The sequence below is a fragment of the Stutzerimonas kunmingensis genome (assembly GCF_021432085.1).
Taxonomy (GTDB): domain Bacteria; phylum Pseudomonadota; class Gammaproteobacteria; order Pseudomonadales; family Pseudomonadaceae; genus Stutzerimonas.
This window is the reverse complement of the sequence record NZ_CP090366.1, coordinates 2,192,365-2,214,452: the sequence shown is the minus strand read 5'-3', so window position 1 is coordinate 2,214,452 and position 22,088 is coordinate 2,192,365. Positions and strand designations below refer to the sequence as shown.

Here is a 22,088-nt window from a genome sequence, read left to right as displayed (position 1 = left end):
TGCCACTAAAGGCTGATAGCAGCCCCTATATAAATGCCGTAAACAGTGCATCCAAGCTGCACGCATCCCCCTGCAGAGCCCTCTACGGCATGGGTTCACGCAAATTGACTTTGCGATTTATCACTCTATAGTGATGCGGGCCCTGCGTGGGGGGCCATGATGATTCCAAGCACAAAACAGGAGGCCATACATGGCTGACAAGAAAGCGCAGTTGATCATCGAGGGCGCTGCCCCCGTCGAACTGCCCGTTTTAACCGGTACCGTAGGGCCTGATGTAATAGACGTACGAAGCCTGACCTCCACGGGTCACTTCACCTTCGATCCCGGCTTCATGTCGACCGCCTCTTGCGAGTCCAAGATCACCTACATCGACGGCGACAAGGGCATCCTGCTGCACCGCGGCTACCCGATCGAACAGCTGGCAGAGAAATCCGACTACCTGGAAACCTGCTACCTGCTGCTGAACGGGGAACTGCCGACCGCCGAACAGAAGGCACAGTTCGTCAGCACCGTGAAGAACCACACCATGGTTCACGAGCAGCTGAAATCCTTCCTTAATGGCTTCCGCCGTGACGCTCATCCCATGGCCATCATGTGCGGCGTTGTCGGCGCGCTCTCGGCCTTCTACCACGACTCTCTGGACATCAACGACCCGCACCATCGCGAGATTTCCGCGGTGCGCCTGGTCGCGAAGATGCCGACCATTGCTGCGATGGTCTACAAGTACTCGATCGGTCAGCCGCTGATGTATCCGCGCAACGATCTGAGCTACTCGGAAAACTTCCTGCACATGATGTTCAACACCCCGTGCGAGATCAAACCGATCAGCCCGGTGCTGGCCAAGGCAATGGATCGCATCTTCATCCTGCACGCCGACCATGAGCAGAACGCCTCGACCTCCACCGTACGCCTCGCCGGCTCCACCGGTGCCAACCCATTCGCCTGTATCGCCGCCGGTATCGCCGCCCTGTGGGGACCGGCACACGGTGGCGCGAACGAAGCCGTACTCACCATGCTGGACGAAATCGGCGACGTGTCGAACGTCGAGAAATTCCTGGCCAAGGCCAAGGACAAGAACGACCCGTTCAAGCTGATGGGCTTCGGCCATCGCGTTTACAAGAACTTCGATCCGCGCGCCAAGGTCATGAAGCAGACCTGCGACGAGGTTCTGGGCGAGCTGGGCATCAATGACCCGCAGCTGGATCTGGCCATGAAGCTGGAAGAGATTGCCCTCAACGATCCTTACTTCGCTGAGCGCAACCTGTACCCGAACGTGGACTTCTACTCGGGCATCATCCTCAAGGCCATCGGCATTCCGACCAGCATGTTCACCGTCATCTTCGCCCTGGCGCGCACTGTCGGCTGGATCTCTCACTGGAAAGAAATGATCGCCTCCGGCCAGAAGATCGGCCGCCCGCGTCAGCTGTACACCGGCCACACCAAGCGCGACCTGCCGCGTTAAGCGACAACCAGCGCAAAAAAAGGCTGCCCTTGGGCAGCCTTTTTTATTCCCCCTGGGCCGACTGAATATTTATCCCTTCCATTCGATTCACTAAAGGTCGACACAGGTGAGCGATGGCCATCGAGCGCAATCAGCGATCTTCCGGCCTGACGTCATTGATCAGCTCTCAGCAGACATACCGGCGGAGCCAGCAACTCATAGCCCGACGAGCAGTTGAATACGCAATCTTGGACTTAACAAGCGCAGACTTGCCTACGCAGTCGCTTGCTCCAGCCAACCCAACAATCGAATCGCATCCTCCCTAGTTTCACCACAGCAAACAGGGTCCGCCGAAAAAGCCGAGCAGACAACCGGCCGCCGCGGATCGCCGAACAGCAAACAGAGAAAGTCAGCGCTTAATTGAATACAGCGCTCCCCCGCACGCTTGCCATGAGGCATGCCAGGTATCGAGGAGCTAATTGAGGGGGCGATACAGCAGGCACCGCAACCGGGGCGACAATCCATAAAACTGCCACTCAGTGAAAAAACGCGCGCGATGATAATCCGACAGAAGTGTGCGCACCAGATGGCCATTGCACGCAGCACCGCCTGGAAATACGCTAGCGCGTCAGTATTTCGAGCCCCACCCCATCATGCCTGTCTGGTTGCAAACCGCCGCCCTACTCTGCTGCTCCAACCTCTTCATGACCTTCGCCTGGTACGGCCACCTGAAGAGCCTGAACGGCAAACCCTGGCTTATCGCCGCATTGATCAGCTGGGGCATCGCATTCTTCGAATACATGCTGATGGTGCCAGCAAACCGCATCGGCTATACCGAGCTGTCGATCGGCCAACTGAAGATCATGCAGGAGGTAATCACCCTGATGGTGTTCGTTCCGTTCAGCGTGCTGTACATGCAGCAGCCATTGAAGCTCGATTATCTATGGGCAGGGCTTTGCATGGTCGGAGCGGTCTACTTCATTTTTCGCAGCTAGCACTTCTGCCAGGTGACGCCAGGCCTGGCGCTTGGGCATACTGGCGACCCTTTTCCCGACCCTGCAAAGGAATCCAAATGTTCAAGGTCAATGAGTACTTCGATGGCACCGTCAAATCCATCGCCTTCGACATGACTGAAGGCCCGGCCACGATCGGCGTCATGGCGCCAGGTGAATACGAATTCGGCACTGCGCAACTGGAAGTCATGCACGTAGTTGCTGGCAGCCTGGACGTGAAACTGCCGGGTAGCGACGCCTGGGAAACCTTTGCCAGCGGCAGCCAGTTCACCGTACCGGCGAACAGCAAATTTCAGCTGAAGGTCAAGGTAGACACCGCGTATCTGTGCGAGTACCGCTGAGACGCAGCGAGCACTCCCTGAGACGGTGGGTTCGCGGTGGATGAGCGAAGCGTCATCCACCCTACTCCACGCACCCTCGGTACCGCCCAGCTCTTCGCCGCGCGAGAATCCAGCGTGACGGGCGTCTAGCCTAACGACCCGTAAGCGCGGCTGACCTGCTTGGCCTGATTCAGCCTGGTCAGCTCCGCGGCCAGCCGCTCACGCTCAGCGCGCCCCGCCCGCTGAAGCTCATCATACAGAGCCGCCACTGCGTCGATTTCCGCACGCAGCCCGGCATCAGCTGCATCTTCGTCGCACAATGATGCCACCAGCGCGCTGCACTCATGATCCAGCGAGCTGACCGCATCCCACTCCCCTGCGCTCAGTGCGCCGCGGAGCTTTTGCGCCAACGCGGCGAAGGCTTGCTTCTTCAACGACATCTTTTCCCCGAAAACGCGGTAAGCCAGCAAGCCAGCTTCAGGTGAATCAGCCCCTAGGCGCGATCTGATCCCAAGCCAGCTTTATCTCACCCAGAAGCTTGCCCACCTCGTTCAGTTTGTCGACATCATTATGCCGGCTCGCTTCGAACAGGCGCATCGTCATGTATTCATACAGACGATCAAGGTTGGCCGCCAGCTCGCCGCCAACATCCTGATCCAGCGCATCACGCAGCCCACCGATGATATTGATGGCCTTGCCGATCAGCACACCCTTCTCAGCGAAAGCCTCACGCTCCATCGCACCTTTGGCCTGAGCGATACGATCCAAACCACCTTGCATCAGCATCTGAATCAGGCGATGCGGGTCGGCCTCGGTAACCTGGGCTTTTACGCCAACCTGCTGGTATTGCCGCATTGCTGCCATAGCATTCATTTGGATGAGCCCCTTGCCACATCGATCTCACATACCTGTTTATCGGTCATCTGGCGCAGGACTTGAGTTTGTTTTGCAAACAAAAAACCGCCTACCGGCGGTTCTTGTATAAGCAGTCTGGCCTACTTTTTCGAATTGCTTCCTGCCCAAGGCAGGTTCTCCAGCGACGCGAGAAGGCTCGAAGACGTATTAGACAACTGCCCCACCAACAGATCCATTGCATTGAACTGCTTGTACAGTCGCTCCTGAAGCGAGGTGATACGGCGGGTGAGCGCCTCTTTCTGATCATCTATCTTAGTGATCGTCTCGGTCATTGCCTTGTTGCGCTGCTCGAGTATTCCACCGGTCTCGGTGTATGGCTTCAGCTTCGCATCAAGCCTGGAAGCCAACCCCTTGTCACCTGTGAACAGGCCCGACAATTCGCCGAAATTACCGGCCATCGCCTTGTCCAGCTTGGCGCTGTCAATGGCGAGCGTGCCATCCTTCTGTGTGGTGATACCAATATCGGTCAGCGCACGCAGTGCACCATCACCCTGCACGTTAACCAGCTCGTTGCGAATCGTGTTGAGCAAGGTGCGCGCCGTGGCATCGCCCACCAATGCGCCTGTTACGGGCGCCTTACCCTCACCCACCGATGTAACCTTGGTCTGCGCATTGATCACGCCGATCAGCTTGTTGTAGCTGTCGACAAAGGTCTGGATCTGGTTTTTAACCCCCGCCTTGTCTTCCGCCACCGCGATAGTCAGCGGTTCGTTTGCAACGGTTTTGGCCTTAAGGTCGAGCGTGACGCCCTCAATGGCACCATCGACTTTGTTGGTCTCGCTGATTACCTTCAAACCGTCGACATACAATTCAGCACTCTGTGCCGAGGTCAACACGCGAGCATCTTTGCCGGTGCCTGAGGTACCGTCGAAGTTCAATGCGGAAAGACCGATGAGCCCAGGTTCGTCTGCCCCGGTTGCAGTGACGGTAATATCGCGCCCTGCGCCCGTCTTGCTGCTACTCAGCACCAGTCGAGAACCATACTCGTCCGTGACAATGGTGGCGCTAACACCCATGTCTTTCCCGGCCGTGTTGATTGCATCACGCACACCGGCGAGCGTGTTGGTGTTTTCGTCAATCGTGACAGAAAAGGATTCCTTGGTGTTCGGCGCGGGCGGGATGCCTGGCACGCCAAGCGAGACCTCGAACGTTCCACTGGTAAAACGCGCCGGGGCTTCGGCCGTATTGGGAATCGCTGCCAATGCAACCTTGCTGCTGCTCGCCAGTGATTTGACTTCCAGTTGATAGCTGCCAGCTCCCGCGGCGGTTGACGCCGTAACGCCGACGAGGTCCGACTTGCTGGAAGTAGCCGAGCGCGCTTGGAACAGCTCTGGCTTGTTCAACGCACCCAGTGCAGTTTGGAAATCACTGATTGCACCCTTTAGCGCACCAACCGCCGTGATCTGCGTAGTGGTCTTCTTTTCGAGGGTTGCAAGCTGGGTTTCCTTCGGAGCACGTTCAGCGGCAACCATACTCGCAACGATGCTATCGATGTCGATGCCGGAACCGATGCCTGATACGCTTGCCATAGCTTCACCTCGTCAAATAAACCACACGACCGTATTGGATCGAAAACCAAACAAGAAACGTGCCGCTAGGCCTTAGCCTCGAATAACAGGCTGCGCATTTCATCCAGTCGCTCGGCCAGGCGCAGGATATCCTCGGAAGGGATCTGCCGCACCACCTTGCCCGAATCACCATCGAGTACCTGCACCACCACTTCGCCGGTGGAGTCATCCACGCTGAAGTTGAGGTTGCGCTGCAACGTTTGCATTTGCGTACGAATGCGCTCTACCGCCTCACCAACATCCAGTTTCTGTTCAGCCTTGCCGGCTTCATTCTCTGCGCCCAACGACGAAAGCCCAGCCTCCGAACGGGAGCTGGGCATCGCAGTGTTGCCAGAGGATGACGCAAGGGAATTCAACGCAATTCTTGCGACGTCCATGGTTCACCTCAATAAATGGTTGGGGCAGCAACGCCACCCCTTCCACTACGCTCGGCTTACTGGAGCAGGCTGAGTACGGCCTGCGGCAGCTGCTTGGCCTGGGCCAGGATCGCGGTGCCGGCCTGTTGCAGAATCTGGTTCTTGCTCAGGTTAGCGGTTTCAGCTGCGAAGTCGGTATCCTGGATACGGCCACGGGCGGCAGAGACGTTTTCGCCGATGTTCTGCAGGTTAGCAATAGTATTGTCGAAACGATTTTGAACAGCACCAAGGGTTGCACGCTGGCTATCAACCTGAACAAGCGCTGCGTCGATAATATCGACAGCTGCTTGCGCGCCACCCGCTGAAGATATATCGATATCCGCTACAGAAATGAATTTCGACTCTGCGCCAACAGTCACGGCGCCACCACCAATTCCCCCAGCACCACTGACAGTCATAGCGCCATAATCTGCATCTAAAACAGCTCTATCAAAATCAAGAGTACCAGTAACCACCTGACTAACCGCATCGCCAGCAACACCTACGGCCGCAACAACCTGCTCAGAGGAACCAACTACACCTCCGAGTTTGTCCACGGCAGTCAGATTAATAGTAGCGCCATCCGTAGCGGCTCCAGTTACCTGCGCTGAAACATTTATATTTTCACCAGTGACACTTTTGAATATAACTGCCTCTTGGCCTGTAGCACCGTTATATTCTACTGTAATGCCTTTGTCCGCCAAAGCATTCTTAGTCGCATCGTTTAGAGCAGTGTTTAACGCGGCAGACGATAGGGCGTTCGTCGTGCCAAGAGTATAGTTTATCTCAACACCTTGAACGTTCAGCTTTACCGTATCGCCAGCTGTCGTGTTTGCGTCAGCAGTTACCTTCAGCCCGGTGTAACCAGTCACTCCACTTACACCGTTTACACTATTATATTGGCCGGCCAACTGAGCTGCAGACATACCATCGCTCAAGGCCACATCTTTCTTACTGCTACCAACCTGAACAGAAAGAGCATCAGTAGCGCCTTTCTGATATCCGGCGTCACTCAGCCCACCGAAACCCGTCAGAGCCGCCGCAGTCAATTGTTTACCATTCAAACCAATATCGTTTGCCTTAACAGACGTCAGCCCTACATCGATAGTCTCGTTCGAGTTCGCTCCGACCTGGAACGAAGTGTTACCGAAGCTTCCATCCAGCAACTTGCGCCCGCCAAACGAGGTAGTTTCAGCGATTCGAGTTAACTCGCTCTGTAGATCAGAAACTTCTTTCTGCAATGCCTTACGATCGGCGGTGTCATTAGAACCGTTAGCCGACTGCAGAGCCAAGTCACGCATGCGCTGCAGGATGTTGGTTGACTGTTGCATCGCTCCTTCTGCGGTCTGAGCGAGGGAGATACCATCATTCGCATTTCGCACCGCAACACCGAGGCCGTTAATCTGACTGGTCAGGCGATTGGAAATCTGCAGACCGGCAGCGTCATCTTTGGCGCTGTTGATGCGGCTACCAGTGGACAGACGCTGCATGGAAGTTTGCAGCGCATTGGAAGAATTGCTGAGGTTACGCTGCGTATTCAGCGAAGCAATGTTGGTATTGACAGTAAGAGCCATGATGAGCCTCCAAGGGCGCTGGTTACTTTGGTTTGCCTGAGCTTGCGACTCCGGGTCCGGCTTTGCCCAGGCACCCATCGAGTTCGCATTCGATTAGCTTATCGGCGCCGTTTCGGTGAGCTTTAGGAGGCGGTTGAAAATAATTTGCCCGCCCCGGAAACAACCTGTACGACGCCAGCGTGCTCACGAAACAAGCGAGCCTGCCTGCACAGGTTTTCGGGCGAGGGGTGGGAAACTTTAGCCAGGTCCCACCAAGCAGTGGAAGGACCGCGGTTTAAGGTAGGGTTGCAGGGGCTTTTCGCGGGCATGGCCCGCTCCCACAGAAGGTTAGGCGTAGCTGGCTGATGCGGCGGCGATACCAGGCGCCGCCGATGTACCAAATGACGGCCATCTATTTGCGATCAGGCGCCTTCCAGCTGCGACAGCTGCTTTAGAAACGTCTCCTCATCCAGCACCGTCAACCCCAGCTCGTTGGCCTTGGTCAGCTTCGAGCCGGCACCCGGCCCTGCCACCACGCAGCTCGTCTTGGCGGATACAGAACCGGCGACCTTGGCGCCGAGGGCTTCGAGGCGGGCTTTGCCTTCGTCGCGGCTCATCGATTCGAGGCTGCCGGTCAGGACCCAGGTCTGGCCGGCGAGGGGCAGCCCTGCGGCTTGCTTGCGCTCGCTTTGCCAGTGCATGCCGAATTCACGCAGTTGCGCTTCGATCTGCCGGGCGCGGTGGGCGTTTTCGGGGTTGTCGAAATAGTCGCGCAATGAACGGGCGGCTTTTTCGGTGAGGCGTTCGACCTGGCGCAGGTCGAGCCAGTCGGCGGTGATGATGGCGTCCAGGCTGCCGAAGCGATCGGCCAGGCGCTGCGCGCCGGTGCTGGCGATAAAGGGGATGTTCAGTTTGTCGATCAGGCCAGCCAGGGTGGCGCAGGCGGCGAATTCGGGATGCAGCTCGCCCTCCTCCTGCAGTTCCACGCCGCGTTCGCGCAGTTGAGCGATGACCGTGCGGTTGTGCTCGTCTTCGAAGAAGCTGTGGATTTCGTGGGCCACCTCAAGGCCGATTTCCGGCAGGTAGACCAGCACATCCGGCAGCGCCCTACCAATGCGCTCCAGGGAGCCCAACGCACGGGCCAGCAACTTGGCGGTTTCTTCACCGACATCGGGAATGCCTAGCGCATATATAAAGCGGGCCAGCGTCGGTTTGCGGCTGGCATCGATGGCGTTGAGCAGGTTGCGGGTGGAAATTTCGGCGAAACCTTCCAGCTCGATGACCTGCTCATGGGTCAGGCAGTAAAGATCCGCCGGGGAATTGACCAGCCCCCTGTCCACCAGCTGCTCGACAATCTTGTCGCCCAGGCCATCGATGTCCATGGCGCGGCGCGATACGAAGTGGATGATCGCCTGCTTGAGCTGCGCCTGACAGGCCAGACGACCGACGCAACGGTAGATCGAGCCTTCGCTCACCGACTCACGCCCCTTGCTGCGCTTGATCAGCTGGGTGCGCTCCACGGCAGAACCGCACACCGGGCACTGCTCCGGCACATGCACGGCGCGCGCGTCGGCCGGGCGGCGTTCGGCAATTACGCCGAGGATCTGGGGAATCACGTCGCCTGCACGTCGCACGATCACCGTATCGCCGATCATCACGCCAAGGCGCGCCACTTCGTCCATGTTGTGCAGCGTCGCGTTGGAAACCGTAACGCCCGCCACCTGCACCGGCTTCAACCGGGCGACCGGGGTGATCGCGCCGGTACGGCCGACCTGGAACTCCACATCGAGCAGCTCGGTGATTTCCTCCCGCGCGGGAAACTTGTGGGCGATGGCCCAGCGCGGCTCCCGCGCACGGAAGCCCAGTTCACGCTGCTGCGCGACCGCGTTGACCTTGAACACCACACCGTCAATCTCATACGGCAGCGCGTCGCGCTTTTCACCGATGGCGTCGTAGTAAGCCCGGCATTCGGCCACGCCCCTGGCCAGTTTCAGCTCACGACTGATGGGCAGGCCCCAGCTTTTCAGCGCTTCGAGAATCCCGATGTGCGTGCCCGGCAGCTCGCCGTCGCTACGTCCGACACCATATGCACACAGCTCAAGCGGACGACTTGCGGTGATCTTCGAATCCAGCTGGCGCAGGCTTCCAGCAGCGGCGTTGCGGGGATTGGCGAAGGGTTTGCCGCCGCTTTCCAGCTGCCGCGCATTCAGCGCTTCGAACCCCGCCTTGGGCATGTAGATTTCGCCGCGCACCTCAAGTACCGCAGGCCAACCACTGCCATGCAGCTTGAGCGGGATGTTGCGCACGGTACGCACATTGGCGCTGATGTCCTCACCCGTGCTGCCATCGCCCCGGGTGGCGCCACGCACCAGATGACCGTTCTCATAAAGCAGGCTGACCGCCAGACCATCCAGTTTGGGTTCGCAGCTGTACTCGACCACAGCGTCATCGCCGAACAGGTCACCTGCCGGCAGATCCAGCCCTTTGCGCACGCGGCGGTCGAAGTCGAGCAGATCCTGCTCCTGGAAGGCAGTTCCAAGGCTCAGCATCGGCACTTCGTGGCGCACCTGACCGAACGCCGCCAGTGCCGCTCCGCCGACCCGCTGGGTTGGCGACTCGGGTGTCACCAGCTCCGGGTGATCCGCCTCGAGCGCCTTGAGTTCATTGAACAGACGGTCGTACTCGGCATCGGGAACACTGGGTTCGTCGAGCACGTAGTAGCGGTAGTTGTGGGCGTCAATTTCGCTGCGCAGTTCGGCGATGCGCTCGGCGGCGGTTTGGGCGGAAGGCATAAGGACGGAGCCGTGACTGGGGCTGTGCTGGTTCAGACCGCATCAGCGCGCCTTGGTTGATATGGAAGGCGTCGGATTCTAGCCGAATGCGAGTCCGAAGGCAGTCTGCGGGTTCTGTTGGCTGGGGTCGGACTGGGCAGGCAGCGTTGCGTGACGATGCGCTGAAGCGAAGTGCCGGTGGGCTGAAGCCCACCCTACGACAGTCTGCAGAGCGAGGCGGCAGGCCAGTGAAAGCGAGCCTGCCCAATCAAACGCAGCACCGGGCGCGAGGCCCGGCGCGGTGAATTATCAGCGTTGCTTGATGGTCATCTGTCGGCGTTCGAACTCGACTATGCGCTGGCGGTAGTGTTCGATGGTCTGGGCGGTCAGCACGCTGCGCTGGTCGTCCTTCAGCTCGCCGTTGAGCTCCTGGGACAGCTTGCGCGCCGCGGCGACCATGACATCGAAGGCCTGCTTGGGATGACGCGGCCCCGGCAATCCGAGGAAGAAGCTCACGGCCGGCGTGGTGAAGTGATCGATATCGTCCAGATCGAAGGTGCCGGGCTTGACCGCATTGGCCATGGAGAACAGCACCTCACCATTGCCGGCCATGCTTTCGTGGCGGTGGAAGATGTCCATCTCACCGAAGCGCAGACCGCTTTCCAGGATATTCTGCAGCAATGCCGGGCCACGGAAGCCGTGCGGATCGCGGCAGATGACGTTGATGACCAGCACTTCTTCCACCGGTGCCTGCTCTTTCGCCGGCTGCGCCTCGGCATCGTCCGCGTCGCCGACGACCGGATCCAGCAGGGTCGGCACCGGCTCGTCAGTGCTCAGTTGCAGATCGCCCTGGTAAGGCTCGCTATGCCGGCGCTTCTTGCCCGCGTCGCGACCAGACTGGCGGGCGCTCACCGGCGGCATGTCGGCTTCGTCCAGCGAAGGCTCATGCTCACGATCCACCACGCGAGCCGGCCCTAACAGCTCGGTGGAATCATCGACATCGGGAAGGTTGGAAAGGCTGCGGTCCAGCTTGAATTTCAGCTTGCCTTTGCCACCGCGCATGCGACGCCAGCCGTCGAACAAAATGCCGGCAATGACGATGATGCCGATGACGATCAGCCACTCGCGCAGACCGATATCCATTAATGCATTAACCTCTGAATTCGATGATAAAGACGCAACAAGCGGTCACCTGGGACTGCTCTCAGCGCATCGTAAAAATTGTGCCCTAAGCTAGCACGACGAACGGTAGATTTGCACCGTGCGGTAGTTCTCTTTTTATGGGCTCTTCAGTATCAAAAACGCTCAAATGCGCGGCTTAATCCTCATGCTTCGGCCAGTGCCACAGCCTGTTCGACATCGACTGCCACCAACCGTGAACAACCCGGTTCATGCATCGTCACACCCATGAGCTGATCGGCCATTTCCATGGCGATCTTGTTGTGGGTGATATAGATGAACTGCACTTTCTCCGACATTTCCTTGACCAGTCGCGCATAACGGCCGACGTTGGCGTCGTCCAGTGGCGCATCGACTTCATCCAGCATGCAGAACGGCGCCGGGTTTAGCTGGAAGATCGCAAACACCAGCGCCAGCGCAGTCAATGCCTTTTCGCCGCCGGAAAGCAGGTGAATGGTGCTGTTCTTCTTTCCGGGCGGACGCGCCATGATCGCCACCCCGGTATCGAGTAAATCTTCTCCGGTAAGTTCCAGATAAGCATTGCCGCCGCCGAACACTTTCGGAAAGAGCGCCTGCAGGCCACTGTTGATCTGGTCGAAGGTTTCCTTGAAGCGGTTGCGGGTTTCACGGTCGATCTTGCGGATGACGTTTTCCAGCGTGTCCAGCGCTTCGACGAGGTCGTCGTTCTGCGCATCGAGATAGCGCTTGCGTTCGGACTGCTGCTGATATTCGTCGATCGCCGCCAGGTTGATCGGCCCCAGACGCTGGATACGCTGAGCCAAGCGCTCCAACTCAGCTTCCCAGGCCTGTTCACTGGCGTCGCCGGCTAGCGTGGCGAGCACGCCGTGCAGGTCGTAGCCGTCCTCGTGCAGCTGATCCTGCAGCGCCTTGCGCCGGACGCTCAGTTCTTGCCAACCCAGGCGCTGTTGCTCCAGTTGCCCCCGCAGCAACTGCGCCTGTTGTTCGGCCTGGGTACGGCGTTTCTCGGCATCGCGCAGTTCGCGATCGGCGTCTTCCAGCGCCAGACGCGCATGCTTGAGCTCGTCCTCGACGCCCATGCGCCGCTCCAGCAGCTCTTCGAGCTTCATGCGCAGCTCTTCCAGCGGTGCCTCACCCTCCTCCAGGTTCAGCGTCAGCTGCTCGCGGCGCTCGACGGCGCGTTCGAACTGCTGTTCCAACCGCTCCAGAGCCTGGTGAGTCGACTCGTGCTGCGCCCTGAGCGAACCGACCCGCAACGCCAGCTGATGGGCATGATCCTTATGCTGCCGCGCCTCCTGGCGAATACGATCGAGCCGCTCACGGATGCCGTCGCGGCTGGCCAGCAGCGTCTCGCGCTGCTCGGTATCCTGCGCCATCGCTTCCAGCGCTTCCTGCAGCTGCAGGCGCGCTTCGCCCAGCTGTTCGGTCTCGATTTCGCGCTGTTCCTGCTGCTCGGCCAGCTCCTCGTCCAGCCGACGACGGCGCAGCGCCAGCTGTTCCAGGCGTGCCTGGCCGGCCGACAGCTTGGCCTTGAGGTCGCCATGCTTGCGTGCTTCTTCCTGTTGCTGACGACGCTGCTGTTCGCGCTCGCCTTCCATACGGGACTGCTCGCCACCCAGCACGGCGATGCGGTCCTCCATCGTCGCCAGGCTCGCTTCGCGCTCGTCACGCTCGGCCAGCAAGCGCTGCAGCTCCTGACCGCGCGCCAGTACGCCGGACTCCGCCTCGCTCGCGCGACGCACACGCAGAAAATGCCGGCCGACCCAATAGCCATCGCGGCTGACCAAACTCTCTCCCTCGGCCAGCGACGCGCGCGCGGCCAGTGCCTGCTCCAGCGATTCGACCGGCCGCACGCGGCTCAGCCAAGGCGAAAGATCCTGCGCCGACTCGACCCGTTCCAGCAGACTGCCAGGGCAGCGGACGCCGCCACGCGACGCGTTGGCCAGATTTAGCTCGCCGTGCTGGAAGCCCGCAAGCTCGACCTCGGCGAAATCATCCAGCAGCACCGCCTGCAGATCCGCGCCCAGCACGGTTTCCACCGCCAGTTCCCAGCCCGGCTCGACCCGCAGCCCTTCGGCGAGGCGCGGGCGCTTTTCCAACCCTTGCTCACGCAGCCACTCGCCGACGCCTTTGCCGGGATCCTTCGCCGCCTGCTGCAGCGCCTCCAGCGAGGCGATGCGGCCATTCAGACGCTGCAGATCACCCTGCGCCTGCTGCTGCGTCTGGGTCGCCTGCTGCAACGCTTCACGCAATTGCTCTAGGCGTTCATTGAGCGCATCGCCGGCCGCGGCGAGCGCTTCGAGATCGAGTTCACTGGCGGCAAGCTGCTCGCCCAGCTCGAGAATCGCCACATCTTCAGGATCGGTAGCCAGCAGCGCACGTTCGTCATCCAGCCGACGCTGACGTTCGGCCAACCGTTCCAGACTCTGCTCCAGCTGCTGGATGCGCGACTGCTGGACCTCAGCCACGCGGCGTGGCTCAGCGCTGAGCTGATTGAAGCGTTCCCATTGTTCCTGCCAGCTCTGCATGGCCGACTCCGCCTCTTCCAGCTGGACGGCAGATTCCTCCGCGGCGGCGCCGGAGAGTTCCTGCTCAGGCTCGAGCATCGCCAATTCCTCGCCGAGCGTGGCCAGCAGCGTGCGGTCGTGACCGAGGTGTGATTCGGTCTCCAGACGCGCCTGCTCCGCCTCGCGCAGATCGTCCTGCAACTGACGCAGGCGCTGCTGGCCGTGCTGGATGCTTTGCTCGACCCGGGCGATATCGCCGCCAACCGAATAGAAGCGACCCTGCACCTGGTTGAAGCGCTCGGACAGCTCGTGGTGGCCGTCACGCAGGCGTTCGATGCTCGCATCGGCGTTGCGCTGCTCGGCGACCAGCGCTTCGAAGGCGACTTCCTGATCGCCGATGACCTGCTCGCGCTGGCCGACCTGCTCGTTCAAGGCCTGCCAGCGCAGTGCCGACAGCTGCGCCTTGAGCTGACGCTCTTCGGCCTTGTATTCCTGATATTTCTCCGCCGACTGCGCCTGACGGTGCAGACGTTCGAGCTGGCGTTCCAGCTCTTCGCGCAGGTCGGTCAGGCGAGCCAGGTTCTCGTGCGTCCGACGAATACGGTTCTCGGTTTCGCGCCGGCGCTCCTTGTACTTGGAGATGCCGGCCGCTTCCTCGATGAAGTTGCGCAGGTCCTCGGGCTTGGCCTCGATCAGTTTGGAGATCATGCCCTGCTCGATGATCGAGTAACTACGCGGCCCGAGCCCGGTGCCGAGGAAGATATCGGTAATATCGCGGCGCCGGCACTTCACGCCGTTGAGAAAGTAGGTGTTCTGCGAGTCGCGGGTGACGCGGCGGCGGATGGAAATTTCGGCGAAGGCTGCATACTCACCGGTCAGCGTGCCGTCGGAGTTATCGAAGATCAGCTCGATGCTCGCCTGGGTTACCGGCTTGCGCGTGTTCGAGCCATTGAAGATGACGTCCGTCATCGACTCGCCACGCAGGTTCTTAGCCGAGCTTTCGCCCATTACCCAGCGCACGGCGTCGATGATGTTGGATTTGCCGCAGCCGTTCGGCCCGACCACCGCCGCCATGTTGCTCGGAAAGCTGACAGTGGTGGGATCGACGAAGGATTTGAAGCCGGCGAGTTTGATGCTTTTCAGTCGCATGCGGCCTATCCGTGGCAGTCAGCGTGGGAACGAACAAGCGGGGTCGCCGTGAACATCGGAAATCCTGGCATCGAATGGGTACTGGCAAGAAGCCAGGGAGTTTATCACGCAGCCTGGCTCCGCTCGCAGCGTGGCGGCGCACAGAACGGTGTGGCAGGTGAAGGCATCGGAACTGCAAGCGGCGCTCGGGCTGGAAAGACGATTCGTCAGCCGCCCGTCATGCTCATGAAGCGCACCACCTGAACCTGCTCATCAGTGCGGAAGTGATGTTTCTCCGGCTTGAGTTGCAGTGCGTCTACCAGCGCATTGCGCAGGCGCTCGCCATCGCCCGGATGCCGGCGCATCAGGCTTTTCAGATCCAGCGCACCCTCATGGCCGAGGCATAGCACCAGCTTGCCTTCGGCAGTCACGCGGACGCGGTTGCAACTGCCGCAGAAGTTGTTGCTGTGGGGCGAAATGAAGCCGACCTGTGTTTCGCTGCCCGCTACCTGCCAGTAACGCGACGGGCCGCCGGTAGCGTGACTGCTGCGCACCAGGGTGTGCCGCGCCTCGATCCGTTCGCGCACTTCGTCGCTCGAGCAGAAGGTGATCTGGCGCTGATGACTGGACACGCTGCCCAGCGGCATCTCCTCGATGAAGCTGATATCGAGGCCGCGCTCGATGGCGAACTCCACCAGATCGAGAATCTCGTCGTCGTTGCGCCCCTTCTGCACCACGCTGTTGAGCTTGATCCGCTTGAAGCCAACAGCGCGTGCCGCCTCGATGCCTGCCAGCACCTGATCGAGGCGGTCACGGCGGGTCAGTTCGGCGAAGCGGTCGCGCTTGAGCGAGTCGAGGCTGATGTTCAGGCGCTTCACCCCAGCATCACGCAGCGCCGGCGCCAGACTTGGCAGCTGTGAACCGTTGGTGGTGATGGCCAGGTCTTCGAGCTCGCTGCGCGCGCCCAGTTGCGCCAGCAGGCCGGTCAGACCCTTGCGCACCAACGGCTCACCGCCGGTCACGCGAATGCGTTTGACACCGAGACTGATGAAGGCATCGGCCACGGCATAGAGCTCTTCGAGGGTAAGTATCTGCGCGCGGGGAGCGAAGACCATGTCTTCGCTCATGCAGTAGGTGCAGCGAAAATCGCAGCGATCGGTTACCGATAACCTCAGGTAGGTGATGCGCCGGCCGAACGGGTCGACCAACTGGGAATCGGGCATGGAACTCTCCAACTGCTGGCTGCGCCTGTATTCAGACTATGCGCTAAGCGCGAATCAGGCAAAGCGACGTTACCAACGGCGAGCGACCTGCGCCACTGCCGGGCATGCAGCCTCATGGTCGCAATGCTTTAATGAGCCGCTTTGGCAGGCGACCGCTCGACCTGCAACCCATGCGAGAGACCACGGCGAATGGATAACGACTCCCTGAAAGCGATGGGCTGGCGAGAGCGCCTATACACCATCATTTTTTTCACCAATACCCCGGCGGGCAAACGTTTCGACACCTGGCTGCTGGTGGTCATCTTCGCCAGCCTGATCGTGGTGATGTTCGACAGCGTCGCCGCCTTCAACGAGCGCCACGGCGAGCTGCTGACCGCTCTGGAGTGGGGGTTTACCGCGATATTTGCCCTGGAATACCTGGTGCGCATCTACACGCATCCCGAGCCACGCAAATACATCTTCAGCTTCTACGGTGCGGTGGACCTGCTCTCGGTGTTGCCGGCTTTCATCGCCCTGCTGTTACCCGATGCGCAGTACCTGCTGGTTGTACGCATCGTCCGCATGCTGCGAATTTTCCGTGTACTCAAGCTCACGCCCTACCTGAGCCAGGCGAACTTCCTGCTGGTGGCGCTGCAGGGCAGCCGGCAGAAGATCATCGTCTTCCTGCTCAGCGTCACCACGCTGATCATCGTTTACGGCACGCTGATGTACGTCATCGAAGGCCCGTCCAATGGCTTCACCAGCATCCCGATGAGCATCTACTGGGCGGTGGTCACGCTGACCACGGTCGGCTTCGGCGACATCGTCCCGCATACCCCGCTGGGCAAGGCGCTGGCGACGGTGGTGATGATCACCGGTTATTCGATCATCGCCGTGCCGACCGGCATCTTCACCGCTGAACTGGCCAACGCCATGCGCCAGGACAGCCTGCGCCACAGCTGCCCGACCTGCGACAAGCTCACCCACGAGCCCAATGCGGCCTTCTGCAGCCGCTGCGGCAGCCAGCTGTTCGAGCGGCGCGAAGGCGAGGCACGCGACTGAGGCGAGCCAACCATCGCGCGGGCTGGGTTGCCGCCCCACTGCATCACCAACGGCATGACGAACTGCCCTTAAGCAGGGCTGTCACATCCTCTGACTCGCGTCAGGCAGGATGGAGACCGGCATGCCCTTGCTCAAACTGCTGCACTTCGCTGCCCTGCTCTGCTGGTGCGGCTCGCTGCTTTATCTTCCGGCGCTTATCGCGGCGGGTACCAAGCGTAGCGATCAGCTCTTCTACCGTGACCATGCACACCTCACCCGCATGGTCTTTACCCTCATCAGCACCCCGGCTGCGCTGCTGGCGATCGGCTCCGGCACGGCGCTGTTCCTGCGCGACGGAACGCTGGCAGGCTGGCTGATCATGAAGCTCACGGTAGTGACGGCGATGGCGCTCTGTCATGCGCTGTGCGGCGTTCTAGTCCTGCGCATCGAACGCGAGCCGGAGCGTGGCGTCACATACCAGTGCATCACCCTGGGCGTGATGGTGCCCGTGCTGATCGCCCTGACTCTGTGGCTGGTGCTGGCCAAGCCCTTCTGACCTCAAGGAACGACCGCCTCGCATGACCGACTCTCCGGCCCGATTCGTATACCCTCAGCGCCATTGCGCGGCGCAGCCTGGCAGGTCGCCAGGAGACGACTCGATCCGTTGCGACTCGCGCTTACGGCCCATCACCTTCAATGTCCACACCAACCGCGTGCTCGTAGACCAGGCGCCCGCCGAGAAAGGCCGCCAGCGAGATCAGCACGGCGGTCAGCAGCGACAGGTAGAGACCCCACATGGCGTCGCCGTCACCGCGATCCATGCCCTGGTAGCGCAACAGCCAGTTCAGCGAGGCCAGGGAAAGCATCATCACCGCCAGGATCGCATGGCACCACGCGGTCACCTTGCGGCGAATCTGCTGCACGGTGACCAGATCAATCACGCCGGCGACACTGGCGAACCAGCCGCCGATGGCACCCACACCGGAAAGCCAGAGGCCAGCGCGCCACCAGAATTCGTCAAGCGTCCACAGGTAGGCGAGATCCGCCGGCACCAGGCCGATCAACGCCGCGACGGGGAAGTGAATCATCATCGGGTGCAGCGGATGGCCGGCAATGGCGGCGTTGCTGTTGATCGACTCGCGTTCTGTGGCCATCCGGCCCTCCCAGGCACTGAAGTGAAACGGGCCGCCCGGTGGTCGAGACGAGGCGGCAACCCTTTCAAATGGACCACGCTGGCGCTGGCAGTTCCTTTACTCGCGGCCTGCGACGGTCCGCAATCGGCGCTTTCACCTGCCGGCCCGATGGCCCGCGACGTGGCGAACGTCTGGTGGGCGATGTTCGGCTTTTCCGTGGTGGTGCTGCTGGTAGTGAGCGCGCTGTGGATCTACGCGATGCTGCGCCGCCCGCGAACGCACACCGCCGAAGAAGCCAAACGGATCAATCGTCGCTGGATCATCGGCGGCGGCCTGATCCTGCCCACCGTCACCATCATCGCCCTGCTGGCGTTCGGCATTCCCACCGGGCGCGGCATGCTGCCATTGCCGGTCGAAGGCGAGCAACCGCTGCGCATCCAGGTCATCGGCCACCAATGGTGGTGGGAGGTGCGCTACCCGGAAAGCGGCGTGGTGACAGCCAACCAGTTCATCCTGCCGGTCGATCGCCCGGTGGACGTCGAGGTCACCAGCGCGGACGTGATCCACTCGTTCTGGGTGCCACGCCTGGGTGGCAAGCTGGACATGGTTCCCGGCCGGACCAACACCCTGCGCGTGCAGGCCTCGCAGAGCGGAATTTTCCGCGGGCAATGCTCGGAGTTCTGCGGCAGTCAGCATGCGCACATGATTCTGCACGTAGAGGCGCTGGAAGCTGACGCTTTTGCCAGCTGGATCGAGGCCCGCCGTGAGCTGCAGCACCAGCCACCCAGCGGCGATGCCGGTCGCGTCTTCGCTGAGCGCTGCGGGCAATGCCACCGCGTCACGGGCGTCAGCGAGGGCAATCGCGCACCGGACCTGAGCGATCTCGCCACCCGTCCGACCCTCGGCGCCGGCGTGATCGCCAACGATGCGGACGGCCTGCGCCGCTGGCTGAGCGATCACCAGAGCCTCAAGCACGGCAACGCCATGCCGCGGCACGACGACATTCCCGAAGAAACCCTCGGCCAGCTTGCCGACTGGCTGGAGACACTCGCTCCATGACACCGACCCCGAAGAGCGGCGCGCCCGCTACCGATCTCGACCAGTTGCAGGACCAGTTCAACGAGGTCTGGGGCAACCCCCGTGGTTGGCGTGCGCTGACCATCGTCAACCACACCAGCATCGGTCTGCGCTTTCTGGTCACCGGAGCCTTCTTCTTCCTCGTCGGCGGCCTGCTGGCGATGCTGATCCGCACCCAGCTCGCCCTCCCCGGCTACGAGCTGATGGAGCCGGACGTCTACAACCAGGTCTTCACCATGCACGGCACGGTGATGATGTTCCTCTTCGCGGTGCCGATGATGGAGGGGTTGGCGGTCTACCTGATCCCGAAGATGATCGGTGCCCGCGACCTGGTTTTCCCGCGCCTTTCCGCCCTGGGCTACTACTGCTACCTGTTCGGCGGGCTGATCCTGCTGTCGAGCATCTTTCTCGACGTCGCGCCCAAGGCCGGCTGGTTCATGTACACGCCGCTGTCCAGCTCGGCACATACCCCTGGGGTGAACTCGGATTTCTGGCTGCTGGGCATCACCTTCGTCGAGATTTCCGCGGTATCCGCCGGTGTCGAACTGGTGGTATCGATCCTGCGCACCCGCACCAACGGCATGGCGCTGCACAAGATGCCGCTGTACGCCTGGTACATCCTGGTGATGGCGATGATGATCGTGGTCGGCTTTCCGCCGCTGATCCTCGGCTCCATCCTGCTGGAACTGGAACGCGCGGCCGGCATGCCGTTCTTCGATGTCGCCCGCGGTGGCGATCCGGTGCTCTGGCAGCACCTGTTCTGGCTGTTCGGTCACCCGGAGGTGTACATCATCTTCCTGCCCGGCGCCGGCATCGTCTCCACGCTGATTCCAGTGTTCTGCCAGCGCCCGCTGGTGGGCTACCGCTGGGTCGTGCTGGGCGTACTGACCACCGGCTTCATCAGCTTCGGACTATGGGTACACCACATGTTCACGGTGGGCATCCCGCAGCTGGCCACGGCGTTCTTCTCGGCCGCGAGCATGCTGGTGGCAATCCCCACCGGCGTGCAGATTTTCGCCTGGCTGGCGACGCTCTGGCTCGGCAAGCCGGTGTACAGAGTGCCAATGCTCTGGCTGGTGGGCTTTCTGATCGTCTTCGTCGCCGGCGGCCTGACCGGGGTAATGCTGGCGCTGGTGCCGTTCGACTGGCAGGTACACGACACCCATTTCGTCGTCGCGCACATGCACTACGTACTGGTGGGCGGCATGTTGTTCCCGCTGATGGCCGGTCTGTACTACTGGCTGCCGCACTTCTCCGGGCGCATGCCCTCGGAAAAGCTCGGCCGCTGGGGCTTCTGGCTGTTCTTCATCGGCTTCAACGTGACCTTCATGATCATGCACTGGACGGGCCTGATCGGCATGCCACGGCGCGTCTACACCTATGACACCGGCCTCGGCTGGGACATGCCCAACCTGGTGTCGTCGATCGGCAGCTTCATCATGGCCGTGGGTGTCGCCACCATCCTGCTGGACATCATCCTGCATTTCCGCTTCGGCATCCCGGCACCGAAGAATCCCTGGAAAGCCGATACCCTCGAGTGGGCCACCAGCCTGCCGCCCAGCGCGTACAACTTCGTCAGCCTGCCCGATGTGACGGACCGTCATCCGCTGTGGAAAGACCCGGACCTGCCCGACAGCATCGCCCGCGGCGAACATGCGCTGACGGTGATCGACCACGGTCGACGGGAGACCTGGGGCAGTGATCCGCTGACGGGCAAGGTCCGCGAGATCATTCATTTGCCTGGCAACAGCTGGCTGCCGTTCATTGCCTCGGTGTTCCTTGCAGTGCTCTGCCTGAGCCTGCTGAACAAGGCCTACATCCTCGCCATCATCGCCACCGTGGCAACGCTGATCGTGCTGCTGCGCTGGTCTTGGGAAAACGGCGCCCATCCTGCTGCCGCGCCGGACGCCCATACCCAACCGGGCGAGCCACCGCTGCACTCGCGTACGTTCGACGGCCCGGGCCTGTGGGGCATGGGCGTGACGCTGCTGGCCAATGGCGCGCTGTACCTTTCGCTGCTGTTCGGCTGGTTCTACCTGTGGACCGTGTCGCCGCAATGGCAGGTGCCGGACAGCGACCTGAACGGTTGGCTGATGCTGGCCAGCACCGTGTTACTGACTGCCGGCACGCTCTGGCTGCACCAGCTGATCAAGCGTCTGCGCGCCGGTATGCATCACGGGCTGATGGGGCAACTTGCCGTGTTGGCGATCGTCGCCTTCGTTCAATCGGCGCTGCTGCTCTGGCTGATGCTGTCGGCCGGCCTGGCGCCGACCGAAACCGCCCACGATGCGGTGATCTTCGTGATGCTGGCGTACAACCTGATTCACTGCACGCTGGCAGCCGTGCTGACCGGACTGCAGGCGTGGCGGGTAGCCCTCGGTTATGTGGGCGACAAAGCGCCATACGAGCCCATCGTGGTCGAACAGCTCTGGTACTACAACCTGGGTGTGCTGTGGGTCAGCTATGCGGCGATCGTGTTGTTCCCGGCGACCTGGGGAGGTGCCTGATGGCCTATGCACGCACGTCGCCCTTTCACCCGGTGCAGATCCCGATCGGCCTGATCATCTGGAGCCTGTGGTTTGTCGCGATGTACGGTGGCCAGGCGGTGATCTGCAAGGTAAGCCCACCGGACCCCGCGGACGGGGTGTGGAACTGGCTGAACGGCAGCCTCGGCGTGCTGACCCTGCTTACCCTTGCACTACTGTTCTGGCTGGCGCGTTACTTCTGGCGCCTGTCGCGACCACCGCATGAGCTGAACGAGCGGCAGCAGTTCGTCACCAAGCTGGCTGCCGGTATTCACTTCATTGCCGCGCTGGCCACCCTGTTCGTCGGCATTCCGCTGCTGCAGATTCCGCCATGCCTGTAA

General features: G+C 61.2%; 19 protein-coding genes. 8 read left to right on the top strand and 11 right to left on the bottom strand.

All coding sequences use genetic code 11. The features are described 5' to 3' along the window. Positions 1 to 190: 190 nt before the first annotated feature. Positions 191 to 1,462 (top strand): citrate synthase, encoded by a 1,272-nt coding sequence (gltA, locus tag LW136_RS10530; protein WP_003294794.1) that lies wholly within the window; start codon positions 191 to 193, stop codon positions 1,460 to 1,462. Between the two features lie 252 nt (positions 1,463 to 1,714). Here gltA and LW136_RS10525 read toward each other — a convergent pair whose 3' ends face one another. Next, a complete protein-coding gene (locus LW136_RS10525; RefSeq protein ID WP_082041303.1) occupies positions 1,715 to 1,966 on the bottom strand; it encodes a YkgJ family cysteine cluster protein in 252 nt (83 codons plus the stop codon). A 128-nt stretch (positions 1,967 to 2,094) separates the two neighbouring features. Here LW136_RS10525 and LW136_RS10520 point away from each other — a divergent pair, with 128 nt between their 5' ends. Both LW136_RS10520 and ppnP read left to right on the top strand, forming a co-directional pair. Continuing rightward, on the top strand, positions 2,095 to 2,436 hold the full coding sequence (locus LW136_RS10520) for a DMT family protein (RefSeq protein ID WP_003285450.1): 342 nt from the start codon (positions 2,095 to 2,097) through the stop codon (positions 2,434 to 2,436). A 77-nt stretch (positions 2,437 to 2,513) separates the two neighbouring features. After that, positions 2,514 to 2,795 carry a pyrimidine/purine nucleoside phosphorylase gene (gene ppnP / locus LW136_RS10515; protein WP_003302386.1) on the top strand — a complete coding sequence of 94 codons (282 nt, stop codon included), beginning with the start codon at positions 2,514 to 2,516 and terminating at the stop codon, positions 2,793 to 2,795. Positions 2,796 to 2,920: 125 nt separating this feature from the next. Here the strand turns inward: ppnP and LW136_RS10510 are convergent, their stop codons facing one another. From LW136_RS10510 to moaA, 9 genes are all read right to left on the bottom strand, one after another. After that, positions 2,921 to 3,214, bottom strand: a complete 294-nt coding sequence (locus tag LW136_RS10510; RefSeq protein WP_017245261.1) for a flagellar protein FliT — start codon at positions 3,212 to 3,214, stop codon at positions 2,921 to 2,923. Positions 3,215 to 3,260: 46 nt separating this feature from the next. Continuing rightward, a complete protein-coding gene (gene fliS / locus LW136_RS10505; RefSeq protein ID WP_026006571.1) occupies positions 3,261 to 3,647 on the bottom strand; it encodes a flagellar export chaperone FliS in 387 nt (128 codons plus the stop codon). A 122-nt stretch (positions 3,648 to 3,769) separates the two neighbouring features. Then, on the bottom strand, positions 3,770 to 5,218 hold the full coding sequence (fliD, locus tag LW136_RS10500) for a flagellar filament capping protein FliD (RefSeq protein ID WP_003302380.1): 1,449 nt from the start codon (positions 5,216 to 5,218) through the stop codon (positions 3,770 to 3,772). A gap of 65 nt (positions 5,219 to 5,283) precedes the next feature. Continuing rightward, complete coding sequence (locus tag LW136_RS10495; protein WP_063543361.1) at positions 5,284 to 5,577, bottom strand: flagellar protein FlaG; 294 nt, start codon at positions 5,575 to 5,577, stop codon at positions 5,284 to 5,286. Positions 5,578 to 5,690: 113 nt separating this feature from the next. Continuing rightward, a complete protein-coding gene (locus LW136_RS10490) occupies positions 5,691 to 7,226 on the bottom strand; it encodes a flagellin (protein ID WP_234175145.1) in 1,536 nt (511 codons plus the stop codon). Between the two features lie 401 nt (positions 7,227 to 7,627). Beyond that, entirely contained in the window at positions 7,628 to 9,997 is a 2,370-nt protein-coding gene (ligA, locus tag LW136_RS10485) for an NAD-dependent DNA ligase LigA (RefSeq protein ID WP_234175144.1), read from the bottom strand. Between the two features lie 288 nt (positions 9,998 to 10,285). Further along, the gene (zipA, locus tag LW136_RS10480) at positions 10,286 to 11,119 is read right to left on the bottom strand and encodes a cell division protein ZipA (protein WP_102841293.1); all 834 of its coding nucleotides are present in this window, start codon (positions 11,117 to 11,119) and stop codon (positions 10,286 to 10,288) included. A gap of 182 nt (positions 11,120 to 11,301) precedes the next feature. Beyond that, positions 11,302 to 14,790: a chromosome segregation protein SMC gene (gene smc, locus LW136_RS10475; RefSeq protein WP_234175143.1), complete on the bottom strand. Its 3,489-nt coding sequence runs from the start codon at positions 14,788 to 14,790 to the stop codon at positions 11,302 to 11,304. A 206-nt stretch (positions 14,791 to 14,996) separates the two neighbouring features. Further along, positions 14,997 to 15,992, bottom strand: a complete 996-nt coding sequence (moaA, locus tag LW136_RS10470) for a GTP 3',8-cyclase MoaA (protein WP_234175142.1) — start codon at positions 15,990 to 15,992, stop codon at positions 14,997 to 14,999. A gap of 189 nt (positions 15,993 to 16,181) precedes the next feature. Between moaA and LW136_RS10465 the strand changes: the two genes are divergently transcribed. Next, a complete protein-coding gene (locus tag LW136_RS10465) occupies positions 16,182 to 17,033 on the top strand; it encodes an ion transporter (protein ID WP_234175141.1) in 852 nt (283 codons plus the stop codon). A 121-nt stretch (positions 17,034 to 17,154) separates the two neighbouring features. After that, entirely contained in the window at positions 17,155 to 17,568 is a 414-nt protein-coding gene (locus tag LW136_RS10460; RefSeq protein ID WP_003285474.1) for a CopD family protein, read from the top strand. A gap of 121 nt (positions 17,569 to 17,689) precedes the next feature. On the opposite strand, the gene LW136_RS10455 is transcribed toward LW136_RS10460, so the two are convergent. Continuing rightward, positions 17,690 to 18,166, bottom strand: coding sequence for a DUF2231 domain-containing protein (locus LW136_RS10455; RefSeq protein WP_125898481.1), 477 nt, complete (start codon positions 18,164 to 18,166; stop codon positions 17,690 to 17,692). 147 nt (positions 18,167 to 18,313) lie between these two features. On the opposite strand from LW136_RS10455, the gene coxB reads away from it, so the two are divergent. From coxB to LW136_RS10440, 3 genes are read left to right on the top strand one after another with little or no spacing between them, the layout of a single operon-like run. Further along, positions 18,314 to 19,204: a cytochrome c oxidase subunit II gene (gene coxB, locus LW136_RS10450; RefSeq protein ID WP_125898482.1), complete on the top strand. Its 891-nt coding sequence runs from the start codon at positions 18,314 to 18,316 to the stop codon at positions 19,202 to 19,204. Continuing rightward, the gene (gene ctaD, locus LW136_RS10445) at positions 19,201 to 21,729 is read left to right on the top strand and encodes a cytochrome c oxidase subunit I (protein ID WP_102831583.1); all 2,529 of its coding nucleotides are present in this window, start codon (positions 19,201 to 19,203) and stop codon (positions 21,727 to 21,729) included. Before coxB ends, ctaD begins: the two co-directional genes overlap by 4 nt. Next, a complete protein-coding gene (locus LW136_RS10440) occupies positions 21,729 to 22,088 on the top strand; it encodes a hypothetical protein (protein ID WP_041014116.1) in 360 nt (119 codons plus the stop codon). Before ctaD ends, LW136_RS10440 begins: the two co-directional genes overlap by 1 nt.